A 19456-nucleotide genomic window follows, 5' to 3' on the forward strand; every position below is an offset into this window, starting at 1 on the left:
CCGAAACCGATTCAGTTCGGTTCAGTTCAGTTCAGTTCAGGCGAGGCGCGGATAACCCAAGGCCCGCGCCTCGTTTTCCAGTTGTGCGATGCGGGCGTAGTCGTCGAACGACAAGCTCGCAAACCCCTTCAGACGCAGTCGTGCCGCCCGTTCCGGGCTTGCGGCCAGCGCTTCGTCCAACGCCGCGCGCAGTGACTCGATCAGCTCGCGCGGCACGTCGTGTGCGGCAATCAGCGGCAAACCCGGCGACGACGCAGTTCTGCCGATTTCACGCAGTTGCTGCGCCAGTTCCGGCAGTTCGTCACGTACGAATGCAAAGGTCACGCAATCGATCGCCGCGACATCCGCAAGCTTGTCTGCGACGGCTCGCAACGAGCCGAGATGCGAACCGGTGCGTATCACCTCGCCAAAAAACCTCCCGTCCTGCGCAAGCGGCGCCACCGCGTGGCGAAACACGTTCATGCCGCTATTCGAATCGTCCTGGTTGTAGGCCGCGCGTGCGCCGCGGCAGGCGGCGAGCGTGTCGAACGGCGCATCGGCTCGGGTCATCAGCACGCTCGAATACTCAGCGCCCGTGCAGCCGGGGGCGTCGAATTGGGGCGTCGCGATCAGTTGCACCTGGCGCTGCAAGCCGTTGACGAGCGGATAACCGCAGGTCTGCGAGATCAGCAGGTCGGGGCGGCGCCATAGCGCGTGGAGATTGTCGCCCGGGTCGACGATGGACGCGTGCGGGGCGGCCACGCGTAGGACGTCGGCCAGCCAGGCGCGCCATTCGGCGGCCAGGGCAGGCGTCACGTTGTACATGGGGAGGGCGGCGATGCGGTTCATGCGGGAGATTCTGGCATATCCGCATTTGGTTTGGTCCCCGAAAGCAAGATCAGGCAAAATTGGTAATTCGTGCCGCTTTGCGGCGCAGCCGGTGGTGTCCCCAACCCGTTTCCCAGTCCAGAGGCCCGTGATGAGTACCCAGCAACCTACGATCATCTATACCCTGACCGACGAGGCTCCGCTGCTAGCGACGAGTGCCTTCCTGCCGATCGTCCGCACCTTCACCGCACCGGCCGGCATCAACGTCACCACCAGCGATATCTCGGTGGCCGGTCGCATCCTGGGCGAGTTCCCGGAATTCCTGACCGAGGAGCAACGGGTACCTGACAATCTGGTCGAACTCGGTCGTCTGACCCTTCTGCCCGACACCAACATCATCAAGTTGCCCAATATCAGTGCCTCGGTGCACCAGTTGGTCGGCGCAATCAAGGAACTGCAGTCCAAAGGCTACAAGGTGCCGGATTTCCCGGAAGAGCCGAAGACCGAAGCCGAGAAGGCCATTCGTCAGCGCTATTCCCGCTGCCTCGGGAGTGCCGTGAATCCCGTGCTGCGCGAAGGCAACTCGGACCGCCGTGCGCCCGCCGCCGTGAAGAACTACGCCCGCAAGAACCCGCACAGCATGGGTGAGTGGAGCATGGCTTCGCGCACCCACGTGGCCCACATGAAGCACGGCGATTTCTACCATGGCGAAAAGTCCATGACGCTGGACCGTGCCCGCGACGTGAAGATGGAACTGCTCACCAAGAGCGGTAAGAGCATCGTGCTCAAGCCTAAGGTGTCCTTGCTGGAAGGCGAGATCATCGACAGCATGTTCATGAGCAAGAAGGCGCTGTGCGACTTCTACGAAGAGCAGATGGAAGACGCGCGCAAGACCGGCGTGATGTTCTCGCTGCACGTGAAGGCCACGATGATGAAGGTTTCACACCCCATCGTGTTCGGACATGCGGTGCGGATCTTCTACAAGGAAGCCTTCGAGAAGCACGGCAAGCTGTTCGACGAACTCGGCGTGAACGTCAACAACGGCCTGGTGAACCTGTACGACAAGCTGGAAGCGCTGCCCACCTCGCAACGCGAGGAAATCATCCGCGACATGCACGCTTGCCACGAGCACCGCCCGGAACTGGCGATGGTGGACTCGGCCAAGGGCATCTCCAACCTGCACGCCCCCAACGATGTGATCGTGGATGCCTCGATGCCGGCCATGATCCGTATCGGCGGCAAGATGTGGGGCGCCGACGGCCGCCCCAAGGACACCAAGGCGGTAATTCCGGAGAGCACGTTTGCCCGCATCTACCAGGAGATGATCAACTTCTGCAAGACCAACGGCAACTTCGACCCGGTCACCATGGGCACGGTGCCGAACGTGGGGTTGATGGCCCAGCAGGCCGAAGAATACGGCTCGCACGACAAGACCTTTGAAGTACCCGAAGCGGGCGAAGCACGCATCGTCGACCTTGCCACCGGCGAAGTGCTGCTGGTGCAAGACGTGGAAGAGGGCGACATCTGGCGTATGTGCCAGGTCAAGGACGCGCCGATCCGCGACTGGGTGAAGCTGGCCGTCACGCGTGCGCGCAACTCGGGCATGCCGGCCCTCTTCTGGCTGGACCCGTATCGCCCGCACGAAGCCGAACTGATCAAGAAAGTCGAGACCTACCTCAAGGAGCACGATACATCCGGCCTCGACATACAGATCATGTCGCAGGTGCGAGCCATGCGTTACACGCTCGAGCGCGTGATTCGTGGTCTGGACACCATTTCGGTCACGGGCAACATCTTGCGCGACTACCTGACCGATCTGTTTCCTATCATGGAACTGGGCACCAGCGCCAAGATGCTCTCCATCGTCCCGCTGATGGCCGGCGGTGGCATGTACGAAACCGGTGCGGGCGGCTCGGCTCCCAAGCACGTCAAGCAACTGGTGGAAGAAAACCACCTGCGCTGGGATTCGCTGGGTGAGTTCCTGGCGCTGGCCGTGTCGCTGGAAGAGCTGGGTATCAAGACCGGCAATGACAAGGCCAAGATCCTGGCCCGCACGCTGGATGCCGCCACCGGCAAGCTGCTGGAGAACAATAAAAACCCGTCGCCCAAGACTGGGCAACTGGACAACCGTGGCAGCCAGTTCTATCTCGCCATGTACTGGGCCCAGGAACTGGCGGCGCAAACCGATGATGCCGCGCTTGCCGCTCAGTTTGCGCCGCTGGCAAAGCAACTGACCGATAACGAGGAGACGATCGTGGCGGAATTGTCTGCCGTGCAAGGCAAGCCGGCGGACATTGGCGGTTATTACAAGCCTGACTTCGAAAAGCTGGATATCGTAATGCGGCCGAGTCAGACGCTGAACGCGGCTCTCGCGGCGGCCCAGGTTCGGTAGGCTTCGGCTGCCCTGTCAATCGGGGCGGTTTGCTCTCGAATCATGATGTGCTGGACCCCTTTCGGCCGCTAGTCCGAAGGGGGTATCAGTGGCAGGAGCGAGACAGCTTCAAAGATGCGGGCGCATCGGCAGGCTAGTGAACCAAGGTCCACGCCAGCGACAAGGAAAACGCCCCCAGCACAACCGATGCACAACGCTGCATGCCCTCCGGGCTCACCCACGTCAGTCTGCCGCTGCATAGCGCGGCGCCGAACGCGATCCACGCAAGCGCGATCGGAATCAGCAGGAGAGTGAAAATCCCCATCGCCGGAAGATAAGCCGCCCAGCCTGAGAACGCGGCCGCTGGAAAGATCGTTCCGGCGAACAGGATCGCTTTTGGATTGAGCAGCGACGCGACGAATAGCGCGCGCAGTCCGATTGTTTTGTGCGACGACGTCTGAAAGTCGACCGCCGTACGCCACGTATGGACCGCCAGGTACGCGACATAGAGGCAACTGGCGACGCGTACGAGCATTGGCAACCAGGTGAGGGAAGGCGCGGCGTGCGTCAGACAGCGACCCCAGAGCGAAATCGACACAAGGTAGCCGGCGAGTTCAGCAATGATGAGTCGCGCCGCGCGCTTCACCCCTTGCCTGAGTCCGGCTATGGCGAGCAACGTGTTGGTGGGACCCGGCATGATCAATACGATTGCGGTCCCCAGTACGAATAGCGCTGTACTTGACGTTGAATGCATCGGTTAAATGACCCTTGGTAAGCGCGTTTGACTTTTACGCCTTGTCGATCAAGGCTTTTTCGGAAGCCGGGCGCAGGCAGTATTGTACGTCTTTGCGCAATCGGGCCTGAGTTCGGTCGTGCGACAGCAGGCGCTTTAGTAGCGCTCTGATTCCAGCTTTCCCTGAACCCGGCGCTCCACACGCATGCGGCCTGGGGGTTCAAAATAGGTGCCGAACCGCACCAGTCCGGCCTTCTTCAGGTGACAGGTCATCTCGTAGCTCACCAGGACCCCGGGATCGGCGTTGTCGATGTAGTCGACGTCGATCGAGCGGATACGCGGCTCGTACACCAGCAGCGTGGTTTCCATCTGCTGCTTGAGCAGGTGCGCCGAAGCCGGCAGGGCCTTGTAGATGTTCGTGAGGTCCGGCAATCCGTAATCGGGCAGGTGCTTGAGCGAGCCGGCTCGCGTATTGAGGATGCGACGGATGTTCTGCTGGACGCTCAATATCTCTAGCGTTTTGTCGTCGTAGGCGTCGAGCGGTTCGCCGCCGATCTGGCCGAGCAGCATGTCGTACAGGGATGGGCCCGTAGGCATCGCGCGCTCCTTCAGGTGCCGACGCCGGCTGCAACCGGATGGTCTATGGAGGCACCAGTCGAGGACGGCGCGTCACCGCGATCGATAAAATCGATTACGAGTTCGTTGTCCAGAGCCATCGACAGCCGGATTTCAGCCGGCAGCACGCCCTCGGCCATCCGCGCAAGGAGTTCCCGCGACACGGCCGGTAGGATCCGCTGGTTAAGGAACGCATCGACGTTGCGTGCGCCGGATTCGCGCGCGAGGCAAAGCTGTGCCAGCGAATCGGTCAACGCATCATCGCAGGTCAGCGTAACGTCGTACTGCCGGTGCAGACGTTCGGCGACTTTCGCGACCTTCAACCGTACGATCGACGCGAGCGCGGTAGCCATCGAGTGGCCGGTAGAGAAGTGTCTGGAAGCGAGCAAGCAGTGCTGGCTGGAAGTGCGCGACGAGTTGAGGATGAATCGCCTCGAGCAGTGCGCTTTGCGAGATGGACGGGTTCTCGGTCGTGGCCTCATCGATCTGTGCGCTGCCGAGATTGGACGTCATCAGGATCACGCAGTTGCGGAAGTCGATTTCCCGTCCTTCGCCGTCGCGCATCATGCCGCGGTCGAATACCTGATAGAAAATATCGAGCACGTCGCGGTGCGCCTTCTCAACCTCGTCGAGCAATACGACACTGTAAGGCCGTTGGCGCACCGCCTCGGTTAGCACCCCGCCGCGGCCATAACCGACGTAGCCCGGCGGCGATCCCTTGAGCTGCGAGACCGTGTGCGATTCCTGGTACTCCGACATGTTGATGGTGGTCAGCGCCGCCTCGCCGCCAAACAGCAGATCGGCGAGCGCGAGCGCCGTTTCCGTCTTGCCGACGCCCGACGGACCGGCGAGCAGGAACACCCCGAGCGGTGCGTGTTCGTTCTTGAGTCCAGCTTTGGCCGTGCGCAGACTTTCAGCGAGTGCGGCGAGCGCATCGTCCTGCGCGACCACTCGCGTACCCAGGCTCTGCTCAATCGACAACAGGCTTCTGAGTTCGTCATCTACTAGATTGCCGACCGGCACGCCGGTCCATTCGGCGACGACGCGCGCGATCGCCTGCGCATCGACGTCAGCGAGGATCAGTGGGGTCTTGCCTTGCGCGTCCGTGAGTGCCCGCTGGGCGACATCGAGCGTGTCATTGGCGTGGGTGTCCTGCTTATCCCGGCGCGCTTCGCGCTGCACGAGCAGCGCATTGACGAGTTCGAGTTCCCGGTCGTACTTCAGCCGAAGACTATCGAGTTCAACTTTTGCGTCGGAGAGTGCGCTGTTCAGGGCTTCGCGACGCAACGTGGCATCTTCGATACCCGCCTTCCGGTCCGCGTCGAGCGTGGCCAGTTCCAGCTCGAGCGCGGCAACGCTCGCCTGTGCGCGTTGCAGTTCGGCCGGCGGCGATTCGAGTCCCATGCGCACGCGTGCCGCTGCGGTGTCGATCAGATCGACCGCCTTGTCGGGCAGTTGCCGTGCGGGGATGTAGCGGCGTGAGAGCTTCACAGCGGCAATGATCGCAGCGTCGCGAATATGCACGCTGTGGTATTTCGCATAACGGCTTGCCAGACCACGCAGCATGAGGCACGCGGCGGCATCGTCCGGTTCGTCGACTTTGATGAGCTGAAAGCGCCGTTCGAGCGCTGCGTCGCGCTCGAAGTATTCCTTGTATTCGGACCAGGTGGTCGCGGCAATGGTGCGTAGCTCACCGCGCGCCAGAGCGGGTTTCAGCAGGTTCGCCGCGTCGGCGCCGCCGGCCGCGTTGCCCGCGCCAATCAGTGTATGGGCTTCGTCGATAAAGAGCAGAATCGGCACGGGGGAGGCCTGCACTTCGTCAATGACGGTCTTCAGGCGTTGTTCGAATTCGCCCTTCACACCGGCGCCTGCCTGCAGCAGGCCGAGATCGAGCGTGAGGATGCGCACATCGCGGATTACGTTCGGCACACTGCCTTGCGCCACACGCAGCGCAAGCCCTTCGACGAGCGCTGTCTTGCCGACGCCGGGCTCGCCCACGAGGATCGGATTGTTCTTCCTGCGTCTTGCGAGCACGTCGATCGTTTGCTGGATCTCGCGATCGCGGCCATACACCGGATCGATCTCGCCACGTTGTGCCTTTGCTGTGAGGTCGATGGCGAAGCGGGCGAGGGCGTCGCCATCCGTGCTGCGACTGGCAACGGGCGCAGGCCGTTTGTCCACGTTGGACGTTGCCGATCGTTCGGCTTGCGCGACCGCTTCGCTTGCCACCGATTCCTGCACATTGTGCTGCCGCCCTTCAGCCGAGTGACGATCCAGTTCGGGCAGCAAGCGCTGGATCTGCGTCGCGCTAATCGACAGCAGCGCCCATGCGTCGGTTGCCCGCAGGACATGCGGCGCAGCCCCAATGGCCTGCAACAGGTTCGCTGAGCGTATCGGCAACGCCGCATCGCCAGCCGATGCATAGAGCCACGCGCTTTCGAGAACCTGCATCAACGAGCGGGACAACGATGGCTTGCCGCGCAGATCGCGTGGCAGACGATCGATCGCCGTGAGCAACGCGTCCCACACGCCATCGATGTCGATCTCATAGCGGCGCAGGATCGCCGGGATGTCGCCATCGCCCGCCTCAATGAGCTTGAGCAGCCAATGTTCGATGGTAATTTCACCGGCAAGGCGTGCCTGACACAGGCTCGCGGCGGCTTCGAGCACACTCGCGCAATGTGGATTGAGCTTTCGAAGCAGGTGAGTGGAGTCGCGCATGGTCATGTGGGTACCCGGTCTTGGGGAACGGCAGAGAGCCGCCGCTCTGCCGGTAGTGAAATAACGCCAGGCGACAAGGTCGACTGGCGCAAAGAAGGTCGGCAAACATCTGGACAAGAAGGGTCCCTGCCGGCCTCCTGAGAGCTTTGCTCTTACGAGCGCTCGTTCCAGCTATCGGCGTGGATGATGTTGCCGTCCTTGTACGACCAGGTGATCTTCTCGTAGCGCAGTTCGACGTTTTCGAGGTGGTTGTGCTTCTCGAAATCGGGGTTCTTGATGTCGTGCATCTTCGGATTGACGGCCACGACCTTCACGTTGTCGAGCTTCGTGTTGAAGTATTCTTTTTCCTTGCCCGCATCGTCGATCTTGTACCACTTGATCTCGATCGATTTGAGCGTTTGACCACTCGTGACGGCCTTATACAGGTACGGCGTGGAGGCATCGGTTTCCTTGGTGAGCGTGATCGGCTTGTGCACGCGCGTTCCGGTCAGCTTGCCTGTGTTGTCGTCGGTCGGAATATGAACGCCGTGGTCGAATGCGACTAGTTCGACACTGCCTTCGCGGCCTTGCACCGTGACCGAACCCTTGACGTCTGCACCACCATCGTCCTTGATCCACATGTATGCGGGAATTGCCATCTTCTTCACTCCTTCACTGGTACTGCGACACTCGCCCGGAGCGTGCCCCCGAGCCTTGAAATCCCGAAGCGTCGAGCTTCAGGGGCTTAAACCGTTGCGTGTTTGTTGGCTATCGTGTGCGTCCGTCAGAGGGACTTCTTTTGCGGTGTCCGGCACGAGCGTGATCTCGACGCGCCGGTTCTTTGCGCGGCCGGCCGTTGTCTCGTTGTCTGCGATCGGCCGCGTGTCGCCGTAGCCCTGGATCGCAAACTGAGTGGCGGAAATGCCCGAGACCTCGATGAGCCAGTCCCGTACCGCACCTGCACGCGCAATCGACAGCTTCAGATTGCTGTCCGGATTGCCGACGTTGTCCGTATAGCCGGCGACGAGTACCCGCTTGCCGGGGTGCGCCTTTATCATCTCGAGCGCACCGACCATCGCCCGCGTCGAACCTGGCTTGAGCTGGGCGTTGCCGCTGTCGAATAGCGACATGCTGTCGAGCGTGACCACGGCCGGTGGCGGAGGCGGGGGCTGGTACGACGCGATGGCATCGTTGAGCACAGGCATGAGCATGGCGCCTCGGTACATGCCGAACGACAACCGCAACGGCACGCCAGTCCGGCCGTAACGGTCGAGCAGGTCGCGATCGGCGACCAGCGCTTGCAGAGCGTCGCGCCGTGCATTGTCGTGGTCAACGGGAATCATTGCGAAGCGGCCGAGATCGGCTCCGATGTGGGTGAGCAGTGCCTGGTTGTTCCGTGCCGCCCCCCAGATCGCCAGAGCGCCGGCGCAGGCGACGAGCGCCGTTGCATGCGCGAGAGCCGCCATGCGCGGCGACACCCACAACCTCGGTGGCAACGCTTCGATCAACGGCTGCGGGAGTGGCCATGGCGCGGGAGAAGCGGCCATTGACGGCGGTACGATGCGCGTCTGCGCCTCGACGTCGCGCGCCCACGGCGTGTCCGGACCACTTGCTGGGCCGCAATCGATCCAGCCAGCCCCGAAAAGCCGCCACGGCGTCGCTGGCTGCAGCCGGTCGGTCAGCACGTCGAACACGACGCGCTGCGTCCAGCCGATCACCGAAGCAAGCGCCGCAGCACGTGCGGCGGGCACAGGATCGCCTTGGGCCTGCTGGACCTCCACTTCTGCGACTCGCATGACATCTTCAAAGCGCTGTGCGCCAGCGAGTCGTGTCGCCGACGAGACGCCGTACCATTGCACCGGTTTCCCAGATGCAGACGCGTTGGCTTTATGACCCAAGGCCACTTCCTGCGCGGCGCGGGGACTTCCTCCGGTCGTGAGGCGCTGGTATACGGCCACGTAGCCAGGAAGCCTTGCACCCAGCATGCGCGACGCATCCCCAACCGCCTGGCGCGCAACCCGCAGCATCTGCGTCAGCGCATCCTCGCCGGCGTGCAGGGCAGGCGCTAGCGACAGCACAATGCCATCAGGGGCGCGTCCGTCGCGCCACTGCTTGACCGCTGTCGCGAGTTGCGGCAGGTCCTGTGGGCGGTTCACCCGCAACCAGATCGCGCCGTCGCCGACATGGGCAAGCCGTTCCTCGTCACCCCGATCGAAAAGTTGGGCCAGCACATCACCGATCACCAGCACGAGCGGCATGCGCGTGCGCAGACTAACTGGCAGGTCAGCAGTCGTCGCACCGAGTGCGGCCAGCACATGTGCGTTCTGGTCCTGCGCACGCTGGATCTGATGGGATCGCAACGCGAAGACCAGGACGGCGGCCAGCGTAACGACGGTGGCCACCGTCCATGCGAGGCCACGGCTGACCGGCAGCACGAAGAATGTGACCGCGACCACCAGAGCGGCCGCGAAGATCGCGATGGTGCGAAGGGGGTAACCTAGACGCAGATCTGACATCACGGTTTCGATGACAGCAAGTTCGCCAGTTGCAGATCGAGTGCGTGGCCCCAGATCAGATAGACGAGCACCGCGGCCACACAGCCGAGCCCTGCGATCGCCCACGGCGAGAGCCGGTAGAGCCAGTCGGCAAGCCGCCTGCCGGTACGATCGGCGATGAAGGTCTGCCTGCGGGCCGGACGCAGCTTCTCCAGTTGTGCATCGAGCGAGGCTATCAATGCAGAACGCTTTGCTTCCCCTTCACGGGCGTAGCGGCCCATGAAGCCGAGCCCCAGAATCGCCGAATAGTATTCGAGCAGATCGAGGTTCGGCGACACCTCGCGCATCCGCTCCGCAAGCCGTTCGAACACGCGATCACCGGCATCGTGCCGGCCGTCGCGCTCGACCTGCAGCGGCCGTGCATCCCATTCCGGCCTCTCCTTCGCAGACAGATGCCGCAACACGGCTTCGTCGAGCAGCCCGCACTGGGCGTAGAGCGCGTCTTCCCGCACGTCGGACGCGACGCCGCGCTGGTCGAGCGAAGCAGAGAGTGCTGCCATCAAGCCGAGGCAACGCTGGCGCAACCCCGACACGGTTTCAGTGTTGCCACCCTGCGAAAGGGTGGTGACCTGGAGCGCCGTGTCGCGCAGCAGGTCGCGGATGCCAGCGCTCGGGGCACGGCTTCCAGCCGCCTGGTCGTCCATGAGTGCCCCACGTGGACTTTCCCCGGGGCGTGGGATTGCCTTCAAAGCCTTGACAAGTGTTGTCATGATCGAAGTACCGCGTAGAGTTCAAGCGACGCCTCTGGCAACGTCGTCGGCAGGTAGATCTGGCAGGCTCGGGCAGCCAGCATCCTTGCGTGCGCCGGATCGTTCGCGTCGAGTGCGAAGTAGTGATTGTCCAGACGGACCGGAATCGCCGCCGGCACGCGCTGGACCGCCTTGAGCGGAATACCCGCGAGCGCCGAGTTGACGATATGCTCGACATCGTCCGGCGCGCCGATCTTGCACAGGCGTGGCAACTGCTCGACCAGTTCGAAGGGGGCGACCGACGCATTGACCGAGAGGTAATAGTCGGCGCCAGCAACAAGCCGTTCATCCAGGAACTGACCCGCCCACGTGGTCGGACTCTTGCGGCTGAGCCCGATCGAAATCACACGCGACGGGATGATCGCGTCGAGCAGATCGCGAATCAACGTCTCAAGCTTCGCAAATATATCTTCGGCACGCGCGTGGTCGTAGGGCGGGATGTCGGTGAGCTGCGAGCCGGTCGAAAAGGTCATCAGCACACTGGCTAGCTGCGAAAGTGTCGAATAGAGACGCTCGGGCGGCTGATTCGGATGCGTGGCGAAGAAGCGCAGTTGCGGCCAGTACGTGTGAATGGAGTGCAGTAGCCAGAACAGCGACACGTCTGCCACGCCATATTCAGCGACGTCCTCGATGCGCTCGCTCTTGCGCGCACCGAGCGTGGCGCTCTTCGCCTGCAGGATGTCAGCGAGGCGGCTGACACGTTCGACATGCAGCGGATGACCGGCGAGCGTCAGGCACGGCGGCACGTAACGGTGATCGACCTGAAACCGGCCACTTGCGCCGCGCGTGAGACGTGCGATCGCGCATACCGTGTCGTCAGCGTGTGACTCGAAATCGAACAGCAGCCGCACCGCATGGCGCTCGGCTGCGATCTCCGCTTCACCGGTGCCGTTCAGATCCGTGACCTTGACGAATTCGCGATATGAGCGACGCGGCCGCGCGAGCGTCGTCTCGTCGAAGCGGCAGTTACTGCCAGTGGCATTCACGAGCGGCAGGGCGGCCAGTACGACAACGCTTTGCGTATCGGGCGACAGCCCCTGTCCAAGATCGCGCGCAGCGGGAAGTGCATCGCTCACCGCGGTATCGATCAACGTTCCGTCGGGAAAGCGCAGCTTCAATTGCGCGACCTTCAGACGCCGGTTGGCGAGGGCTTCCTCGTCAATCTCCACGCCGTACGTACCCCACGGCTCGGCGAGCGCTGTCGAGGCGAACTGGCGATGCGCGAAGTTCGTCCAACGTTCCTGCTGCTGGAAGTGTTGCTGCGTAAGAATCAGCCCTTCGTGCCAGAGCGGTTTATCGATCCGCATAACTTTGGTTTAAACCCCGTATTGTGAAAGTTTGTGAACCGAGTATTTGATATGTGTTTGCCAAAACTTCACACTTTTAAAGTTCAACTTGGTATGCAAAGCATCTGAAAATTTTAAGATGGCTACCCGACGGTCCTCTTATATTTGGAATAGATATCTTAAAAATAATACTGCTAAGCCACGAACTCTAAATGACCTGGATAGCCTTTGCCGGCAGGGTATTTCGGTATATCGATTGTGCGAACTGATGTAATCCTCTCACGATGTCGAGTGGGAAAAACTGACAAATTGTCGAATTTACAAAAATTCACAGAAATGTGGTGTCTTTTTATCAGTACACCTTTGACTTAATGTCGCACTACTGTGTTTAATGCAGCCTGGCGTCAAAAAAATCGCATGAGTGAGAACCGCGCTATGGGGTATCTGGAAGCGTCGTCGGGAACCGGGCGGGAGAGGTCTGGCCGACTGCGCACAAGAGGACACCGCATCGCAAGGGATGCGTTCGGCGATACCCCTGTGATCCTCATTGTCTAAAGGACTACTTATGGATAGCTTCCAGCGCGAGATTCCGAAGAGCCGCGTTTCGATCACGTTAGATTTGCATACGGGCGGCGCCCAGAAGAAGGTCGAGTTGCCGCTCAAGCTGCTTGTGGCTGGCGACTTCAGTGCCGGTAAGGAGCAGGCGCCCCTTGCTGAGCGCAAGAAGACCAATATCAACAAGAATAATTTCGATGCTGTCTTATCGGACTACTCGCCCGCACTGAAGATTGCAGCGGCGAACACGCTTGCCGATGACGGCTCCGAGCTTCCGGTGTCCCTCAACTTCCGCTCGATGAAGGATTTTGAGCCGGAACAGGTGGCCCGCCAGATCCCCGAACTGCAGGCCATGCTGGCAATGCGCAATCTGCTGCGCGACCTGAAATCGAATCTGCTCGACAACGGCACCTTCCGCCGCGAGTTCGAGAAGATCCTCAAGGATCACGCTCTGTCCCAGCAACTGCGCGGCGAACTGGCGCAGATCGCGACGGCCGCGACCCAGCCTGAAGGCCATGCATAAGACCGAATCCGCCCACTGCATCCCAGACAACGGTAGAGACAGGAAACCCTATGACAAGCAATGAATCCCAGCAAGGCGGCGCGATCGAGACCGTCGTGCTCGATGCCCCGAAGGAAGTCCTCGTGGGGGAAAGCAACAGCGTCTACGAGTCGCTGTGCAGCAAGATCAATCTGAAGCCCGTGGTTAGTGCGCGCCCGCTTGAAGCGTTCCGCGATAGCGATCTGCTATCCGAATCGTCGGCCGACGAGCGCCTGGCGCGCGGCATGAGCGCATTCCTCGACCTCGTCGGCAAGGCCAGCAGGCCTGTCGATCGTCTGGACAAGTCGCTGCTCGATTTCCACATCGGCCAGCTCGACCGGCAGATCAGCCGGCAGCTCGACGCGGTGATGCATACGCCCGAATTCCAGGCGCTCGAAGGTCGCTGGCGCGGTCTCAAGATGCTCGTGAGCCGCACGGACTTTCGCAAGAACGCACGCATTGAAGTGCTCGACGTGTCGAAGGACGCCTTGATGCGCGACTTCGAAGATACGCCCGAGATTATTCAGAGCGGCCTGTACCGCCTCACGTATATCGAGGAATACGACACGCCGGGTGGCCAGCCGATCAGCTCGATGATCAGCGACTTCGAGTTCACGAATTCGCCGCAGGACGTGTCGCTGCTGCGCAATATCTCGAAGGTGGCTGCGGCCGCTCACATGCCGTTCATCGGTTCGGTTGGTCCTGCCTTCTTCGGCAAGCAGTCGATGGAAGAAGTCGCCGCGATTCAGGACATCGGCAACTACTTTGATCGCGCGGAGTACATCAAGTGGAAAAGCTTCAGAGACACTGACGATGCCCGCTATGTCGGTCTGACTATGCCGCGTGTGCTGGGCCGTCTGCCGTACGGCAAAGACACGACGCCGGTGCGTGCCTTCAACTATGAGGAGGCCGTGAAGGGCCCGGACCACGATCGCTATCTGTGGGTCAACGCGTCGTTCGCGTTCGCGGCCAATATGGTTCGCAGCTTCGTGAGCAACGGCTGGTGCGTGCAGATCCGCGGCCCGCAGGCGGGTGGCAAGGTCGAAGACCTGCCGGTTCACCTGTACGACCTTGGTACTGGCGCCCAGCCGAAGATCCCGACCGAAGTGCTGATTCCGGAGACGCGCGAATTCGAGTTTGCCAACCTTGGCTTTATTCCGCTGTCGTTCTACAAGAATCACGACTTCGCGTGTTTCTTCTCGGCGAGTTCGACGCAGAAGCCGGCGCTGTATGAGACCAAGGAGGCAACGGCGAATAGCCGTATCAACGCGCGCCTGCCGTACATCTTCCTGCTCTCGCGTATCGCGCACTACCTGAAGCTGATCCAGCGCGAGAACATCGGTACGACCAAGGACCGGCGTCTCCTCGAGCTTGAGTTGAACAGCTGGATCAAGGGTCTCGTGACGGAGATGAAGGACCCGGGCGACGAGCTGCAGGCATCGCACCCGCTGCGTGAGGCCAAGGTGACTGTCGAGGATATCGAGGACAACCCGGGTTTCTTCCGCATCAAGCTCTTCATCATTCCACATTTCCAGGTGGAAGGTATGGATATCGGGCTGTCGCTGGTGTCGCAGATGCCGAAGGCGAAAACTTGACCCGTAGTAGCTGAGGTAAGCCGCCGGGACGCGCTCGTGCGTGGCCCGGCTTTGTCATCTGTGGCGTGATACGTGTTTGTGGGAGTCGTTCATGGGGTCGATGGTTCTGCCGTCTCAGGCTTACGAGGTGAAGCTGGCGCCGCATCCGGCGCCGTTCTCGGTCTTCAGGTTCGAAGGCGAGGAAGCGGTCAGCCGCCTGTATCGTTACGAGATCGAGTTCACGAGCCCTGTTGCGGAGATCCCGATGGATCAGGTGTTGGGGCGGCCCGTGAAGTTCATTGTCGATCCCATCGACCCGAATGCCGACTATCTGCGCAAGATGTTTGGCGAGAACGCCGAGAAAATCAGCGACAAGCCGCCGGCCCGCACGATACATGGGATCGTGACGCAGTTTGGAGAGCTGGAGACGTCGGCCGATGAGACGCGCTATAAGCTGGTGATCGAGCCGCGTATCGTGGATCTGGCTCGGGCGGTTACGAGCCGGCTGTTTCAGAAGCAGTCGGTGCAGGAGATCATTACTGATACGTTGCGGCACTATGGCTTTCGTGAAGGGGTTGATTTCAAGTTCAACCTGCGGGCGAAGTACAAGAGGCACGAGTACATTACCCAGCATGATGAAACCACGTTTGCGCTTATCCAGCGGATCTGTGCGGACGAGGGTGTCTGGTTTCGGTTTGAACAGGTCAAGGACCGTGAGGTTATCGTCTTTGGGGATGATCTCGATGCGTATCTGCGCAACCAGCGTACTGTGCCGTTTCGGCGTGATGCGGGGTTGAATAGCGTTGGTGCCGAGGCGATCAAGTCGCTTAGGCGTCAGACGCAGCGCGTGCCTGAAGCGGTGCAGGTGAATGATTACAACCATCGTCAGGCGGATGTGTCGTTGTTGGTTGAAGAAAACGTTGCGCGTGACGATAAGACAACGAACGCAGTTGATTGCCGCTGGGGTGAGCATTACGAAACGCCGGAGGAAGGTAGGCGTATTGCGCGGCTGCGGCATGAGGCGCATCTGGCGCAGCAGATTATCTATGTCGGTAAGGGCAATGCGTTTGCGCTAGAGGCGGGGGAGGTGTTGCGGCTGGATCGGAACCCTAAGGATGCGCCGCATGGTCTGTTTATTACCTCGGTTTCATCAAGTGGTGGGCGACGGGAGACGTATTCGAACACGTTTACTGCGATTCCGTCAGACCGGGTTTGGCGTACGCCGGTTGATCCTTCAGCGCAACCGGTCATTAGCGGGATTCTGCCGGCGCGTGTTACATCGCCTGGGGATTACACCCGTGCATACCTGACGCCAGAAGGTTGGTATGTCATCAAGCTGCCGTTCGACCTCGACGAGTGGAGCCCGGGTGGGACCAGCCGACCCGTGCGGCTTGCCAAGCCGTACAGCGGCGATAACTATGGGCATCACTTTCCGCTGATCGATGGGGCGGAGGTGGCGATTGCTTTTACGCTGGGAGATCCGAACAGGCCCGTCATTATCGGGGCCATGCACGATAGTCTGCATCCGGATCTGGTTAGCAACCTGAATCACACCCGGAACCTTATTGTCACGGCCGCAGGAAACACCATGCGGATGGAGGACAAGGAAGGCAGCGAGCATGTGCATCTGATGACGCCGTTTCAGAGCAGCGAGTTGAATCTCGGGCACATGGTCGACGGCGACCGAAAGGAACGGGGACAGGGCGCGGAACTGCGCAGCGATGAGCATGTAGCGGTGCGGGGTGCGAAGGGCGTGCTGGTGAGCGCTGAAGCACAGCCGAACGCTACGGGTCAGCAGCTCGCCATGTCGGACGCAGGCGCTACGTTCCAGAAGGCATTGGACATGATGCGCTCACTCAATGACTCGGCAAACGCGGCCAAGTCATGGCTGGCTGAAATCGATCTGCAGCGTGCGCTTATCGAGCAGAAGCTTACGAATCTCCAGAAGCCAGTGATTGTCGCCAACGCGCCTGAGGGCTTGGGAATCGCGAGTGGGCAGCACGTGCAACTGGCCGCGCGCAAACAGATGTTTGTTACGGCGGGAGACGGCCTGGATATTGGCGCGTTCAAACGCATTACAGCCGCTGCTGGCGAGGCAATTTCGCTCTTTGCCGCGCAGTTCGGTATCCGGATATTTGCCGCCAAAGGCAAAGTGCAGGTCCAGGCGCAGGGTGATGCGATGGAGTTGATGGCGCTCAAGAACGTTGCCGTCAGTTCGTCGACGGGCGAAGTGATCATTACCGGTTCAAAGGGCATCACGCTGGGCGACGGGGCCGGTGCATACGTGAAGATTGCCAACGGAAAGATCGAGATCGCGAGTCCAACGGGGGAAGTCATCGTCAAAGGCAATCTGGATACCCAGAACGCGGCAGGCGGTAGTTTCACTTTCCCTAAATGGTCCGACACCTCGCTGAAAGACGTGAAGGGTGACATGAACTTCGGGTTCTCTGAATAAACGCATCATGGCAAATACCACACCGCAGAATCCCGCGACCACTCCCTTGAAGCAACCAGGCTTCGCGTTTCCGTTTCGCAAGAAGGGCCAAGGCAATGCGGGTTCGTCCGCTGAATTTACGGATGAGCACGAATTCTACAAGGTGTTGAAACAGGAGCCGTCAGGCTCCTATTCGGTCAGCGGCAAGGGGATGTGGCATGGTGGAATCCACGTCACAGAGGCTGGAGCCGGCGGATTGCTGGACCTGAAGAACGGTGTGCGCTGTATTGCCGACGGCGAAGTCGTTGCCTGGCGTGTCAATCAAACCTACCCGGTTAGCGAGATTGCTGCGCAGAACGGCCACCCGGCGATCAACGCGCCGTATAGCACTGGATTTGCGCTGGTGCGTCACTCGATGGAGTTTCCCAAAGGCACGACGCTGAAGTTTTTCAGCCTGTACATGCATTTGCAGGATCTTGAGGACTATGACGGCGATACGACACTGCAGAAGCCAGCTTACTGGTCGACGCAGTTTAAGGTGACCGAATTCGCCAGGGACAAGCCTCACGCTGGTCCGAACGGCCAGGCGGCGGCAGCAGGACAGCAAGGGCTAAGAGTTCACGCGACAAAGATACACGGGACGATCCTCGGTATTCTGCCGCAAGGCGCACAGGTCAGTATCGGCAAGCGAGAAGGGGACTGGGGGCAGATAACAGACACGCATGGGGCGCAACTGATTGCGCAGAAAGTCGGCGGATTCGTCGCACAGAAGGCGGTGAACGGGTGGATGTTTCTGGGCAAGGAAAACGGCGGTCCCGTTGTGGAGGAAGTCATGCCCGACTCGTCGCTCGATTGTGTGGTCGTGCCGCCCACTCCGTTTCCGGTCAAAGCGGGCGACCTGATTGGCCATCTCGGGCGCTACGACTCGTTGAGTCAGCAGACTTCAACCCGCATGGTCCACATCGAGGTGTTCTGTGACGACAGCGTCAAGTCGTCTATCGACCAGGGGCGGGCCTGGATCAGTAACAACGGTGCGCATGCCGGTGCATGGACGCAAGTGGGGTTGCCGAGCGCCCCAACGATCCTGCGGATCGACAAAGGCACGGCGTTGTATAAGGCGGCAAACCAGCAGGGACAGGACGCGAAGCAGACGGGAGTGATCCAGGTGTTAGCGCTCGCGGAGCTGGCGAAGCTTGGCGAAGACGGACAGCACATGGAAACGGAGCCAGGACCAGACGGACTGAAGCTGCACTGGTGGAAGGTCGATAGTGCCGATGTACATGGTCATGACATTAGCGGCTGGGTACGGGAGCAGAATTTCGCTGGCGGGCGGGTGACGCGCGAGTTTGCGCAGAAGTGGGTGGATTTCCAGATACTGGAAGACGCGCACGACCCGACGCATACGATGTTTGCAACCACGAAAGCGTTTGTCGACTATGCCATAGGTAGGGACGTGTCAGATGCGGGGGCGCTCGGCAAACTCAGTCCGCTGATGACCTCGATATATCGAACGTATCCGACCGGAGACGGTAGTCGCGCGGCCGACGATCTTTGCGTCGCTGCGGATGACCCGTGGATCGCGTTATGCATGTCTCGACTGATCGTCAAGCACGAAAGTGAATGGGCCAATCCGGACAAGTGGAAGCAACTCATTGCGGAGATTGAAAAGCAAACCGGACCGCAAGCTCAACACGAAGAGGAACAGAAGCGGATCGGAAAGCTCGTCTGGTGGGATGATGTAAAGGCAGGTCTGCTTGATCTGCCGGCGTCAGATGTTTTCCATATTCATCCCGTTGGATTGGTGGGGAATTTCCAGCGGAAATTTCAGCTAATAACGCTTGAAATGCTGCTTGCCGTGGACCCATCAAATTCACGTGAATACTATGGCAGTATTTTGCCCCATCTAAATAAATATGCAAAAATTTATGGCTTAACCCGTCCAAAAAGAATTGCTCATTTCCTGTCGCAAGCCGCGCACGAAAGCAACTTCAAAACGTCGGAAGAACGGCTGAATTATGGCCCACAAAATATGCGGAAAACATTCGGCTGCAAAGGTGGGAAAAAGAACTATAACGCCGCTTGCGATGATTGTACGCATGGCAGATTGCGAGACAAATTGTGGGGGCAAGAGTCATATTACTCGCACAACCCCGAACATCTCGCCAATTACGTTTACGCTGATAGGATGGGTAACGGGGATGAATCAAGCGGAGAAGGATTCAAATATCGCGGGAGAGGAATCATACAAGTGACTGGCAAGGATGGTTACCAGTCCTTCCAGGATGAACACAATCGACGATCGCCAGACGATCACCAGGATTTTGTCGGAAACCCAGGGCTTGTGTCCTCAAACCTGGGATACGGCGTCGAGTCTGCGTTTGTCTTCTGGTCGCGTAACAACCTGAATTCCGAAGCGGATACTGGCACTGTTGAAACCGTCACGCAGATTGTCAACGGGGGGCAAAATGGATATGTCGACAGACTTCATCGCTTCAACAGCGTTGCGTCTCTTTTGGGACTCTCGAAGGAGTAAGGA

14 protein-coding genes are annotated in these 19456 nt (G+C 60.2%); 5 read left to right on the forward strand and 9 right to left on the reverse strand.

All coding sequences use genetic code 11. From position 1 onward, the window contains the following. Positions 1–36: 36 nt before the first annotated feature. Positions 37–828, reverse strand: coding sequence for a phosphate/phosphite/phosphonate ABC transporter substrate-binding protein (locus BLQ92_RS08345; RefSeq protein ID WP_090683352.1), 792 nt, complete (start codon positions 826–828; stop codon positions 37–39). Between the two features lie 130 nt (positions 829–958). Between BLQ92_RS08345 and BLQ92_RS08350 the strand changes: the two genes are divergently transcribed. After that, entirely contained in the window at positions 959–3199 is a 2241-nt protein-coding gene (locus BLQ92_RS08350; RefSeq protein ID WP_090683354.1) for an NADP-dependent isocitrate dehydrogenase, read from the forward strand. Between the two features lie 133 nt (positions 3200–3332). On the opposite strand, the gene BLQ92_RS08355 is transcribed toward BLQ92_RS08350, so the two are convergent. The 8 genes from BLQ92_RS08355 to tssK all read right to left on the reverse strand — a co-directional run bounded on the left by BLQ92_RS08355 (position 3333) and on the right by tssK (position 11837). Next, entirely contained in the window at positions 3333–3932 is a 600-nt protein-coding gene (locus BLQ92_RS08355) for a LysE family translocator (protein WP_090683355.1), read from the reverse strand. 135 nt (positions 3933–4067) lie between these two features. Continuing rightward, positions 4068–4508 carry a type VI secretion system baseplate subunit TssE gene (gene tssE, locus BLQ92_RS08360; RefSeq protein WP_090683358.1) on the reverse strand — a complete coding sequence of 147 codons (441 nt, stop codon included), beginning with the start codon at positions 4506–4508 and terminating at the stop codon, positions 4068–4070. Between the two features lie 11 nt (positions 4509–4519). Then, positions 4520–4849, reverse strand: coding sequence for a hypothetical protein (locus BLQ92_RS41365; RefSeq protein WP_425312406.1), 330 nt, complete (start codon positions 4847–4849; stop codon positions 4520–4522). After that, a complete protein-coding gene (gene tssH, locus BLQ92_RS08365; RefSeq protein ID WP_425194944.1) occupies positions 4785–7253 on the reverse strand; it encodes a type VI secretion system ATPase TssH in 2469 nt (822 codons plus the stop codon). Before tssH ends, BLQ92_RS41365 begins: the two co-directional genes overlap by 65 nt. Before the next feature lie 146 nt (positions 7254–7399). After that, positions 7400–7885, reverse strand: a complete 486-nt coding sequence (locus tag BLQ92_RS08370) for an Hcp family type VI secretion system effector (RefSeq protein WP_090683359.1) — start codon at positions 7883–7885, stop codon at positions 7400–7402. Positions 7886–7963: 78 nt separating this feature from the next. Next, complete coding sequence (locus tag BLQ92_RS08375) at positions 7964–9742, reverse strand: OmpA family protein (RefSeq protein ID WP_090683362.1); 1779 nt, start codon at positions 9740–9742, stop codon at positions 7964–7966. Continuing rightward, positions 9742–10425 (reverse strand): DotU family type IV/VI secretion system protein, encoded by a 684-nt coding sequence (locus tag BLQ92_RS08380; RefSeq protein WP_090683363.1) that lies wholly within the window; start codon positions 10423–10425, stop codon positions 9742–9744. Before BLQ92_RS08380 ends, BLQ92_RS08375 begins: the two co-directional genes overlap by 1 nt. 62 nt (positions 10426–10487) lie before the next feature. Next, positions 10488–11837 carry a type VI secretion system baseplate subunit TssK gene (gene tssK, locus BLQ92_RS08385; RefSeq protein WP_090683365.1) on the reverse strand — a complete coding sequence of 450 codons (1350 nt, stop codon included), beginning with the start codon at positions 11835–11837 and terminating at the stop codon, positions 10488–10490. Between the two features lie 544 nt (positions 11838–12381). On the opposite strand from tssK, the gene tssB reads away from it, so the two are divergent. From tssB to BLQ92_RS08405, 4 genes are all read left to right on the forward strand, one after another. Continuing rightward, positions 12382–12894, forward strand: a complete 513-nt coding sequence (tssB, locus tag BLQ92_RS08390; RefSeq protein WP_090683367.1) for a type VI secretion system contractile sheath small subunit — start codon at positions 12382–12384, stop codon at positions 12892–12894. A 50-nt stretch (positions 12895–12944) separates the two neighbouring features. Next, positions 12945–14507, forward strand: a complete 1563-nt coding sequence (tssC, locus tag BLQ92_RS08395) for a type VI secretion system contractile sheath large subunit (protein WP_090683368.1) — start codon at positions 12945–12947, stop codon at positions 14505–14507. A 91-nt stretch (positions 14508–14598) separates the two neighbouring features. Further along, entirely contained in the window at positions 14599–16941 is a 2343-nt protein-coding gene (locus BLQ92_RS08400) for a type VI secretion system Vgr family protein (RefSeq protein ID WP_244106339.1), read from the forward strand. Between the two features lie 7 nt (positions 16942–16948). Beyond that, positions 16949–19453, forward strand: a complete 2505-nt coding sequence (locus BLQ92_RS08405) for a glycoside hydrolase family 19 protein (protein WP_090683370.1) — start codon at positions 16949–16951, stop codon at positions 19451–19453. The last annotated feature ends 3 nt before the right edge of the window (positions 19454–19456 follow it).

This window comes from Paraburkholderia phenazinium, from assembly GCF_900100735.1.
Lineage (GTDB): Bacteria > Pseudomonadota > Gammaproteobacteria > Burkholderiales > Burkholderiaceae > Paraburkholderia > Paraburkholderia phenazinia.

Excerpts from the sequence above, each read along its gene's own strand:
- BLQ92_RS08345 (WP_090683352.1), bottom strand. The coding sequence starts at position 828 with ATGAACCGCATCGCCGCCCTCCCCATGTACAACGTGACGCCTGCCCTG.
- BLQ92_RS08350 (WP_090683354.1), top strand. The coding sequence starts at position 959 with ATGAGTACCCAGCAACCTACGATCATCTATACCCTGACCGACGAGGCT.
- BLQ92_RS08355 (WP_090683355.1), bottom strand. The coding sequence starts at position 3,932 with ATGCATTCAACGTCAAGTACAGCGCTATTCGTACTGGGGACCGCAATC.
- tssE (WP_090683358.1), bottom strand. The coding sequence starts at position 4,508 with ATGCCTACGGGCCCATCCCTGTACGACATGCTGCTCGGCCAGATCGGC.
- tssH (WP_425194944.1), bottom strand. The coding sequence starts at position 7,253 with ATGACCATGCGCGACTCCACTCACCTGCTTCGAAAGCTCAATCCACAT.
- BLQ92_RS08370 (WP_090683359.1), bottom strand. The coding sequence starts at position 7,885 with ATGGCAATTCCCGCATACATGTGGATCAAGGACGATGGTGGTGCAGAC.
- BLQ92_RS08375 (WP_090683362.1), bottom strand. The coding sequence starts at position 9,742 with ATGTCAGATCTGCGTCTAGGTTACCCCCTTCGCACCATCGCGATCTTC.
- BLQ92_RS08380 (WP_090683363.1), bottom strand. The coding sequence starts at position 10,425 with ATGGACGACCAGGCGGCTGGAAGCCGTGCCCCGAGCGCTGGCATCCGC.
- tssK (WP_090683365.1), bottom strand. The coding sequence starts at position 11,837 with ATGCGGATCGATAAACCGCTCTGGCACGAAGGGCTGATTCTTACGCAG.
- tssB (WP_090683367.1), top strand. The coding sequence starts at position 12,382 with ATGGATAGCTTCCAGCGCGAGATTCCGAAGAGCCGCGTTTCGATCACG.
- tssC (WP_090683368.1), top strand. The coding sequence starts at position 12,945 with ATGACAAGCAATGAATCCCAGCAAGGCGGCGCGATCGAGACCGTCGTG.
- BLQ92_RS08400 (WP_244106339.1), top strand. The coding sequence starts at position 14,599 with ATGGGGTCGATGGTTCTGCCGTCTCAGGCTTACGAGGTGAAGCTGGCG.
- BLQ92_RS08405 (WP_090683370.1), top strand. The coding sequence starts at position 16,949 with ATGGCAAATACCACACCGCAGAATCCCGCGACCACTCCCTTGAAGCAA.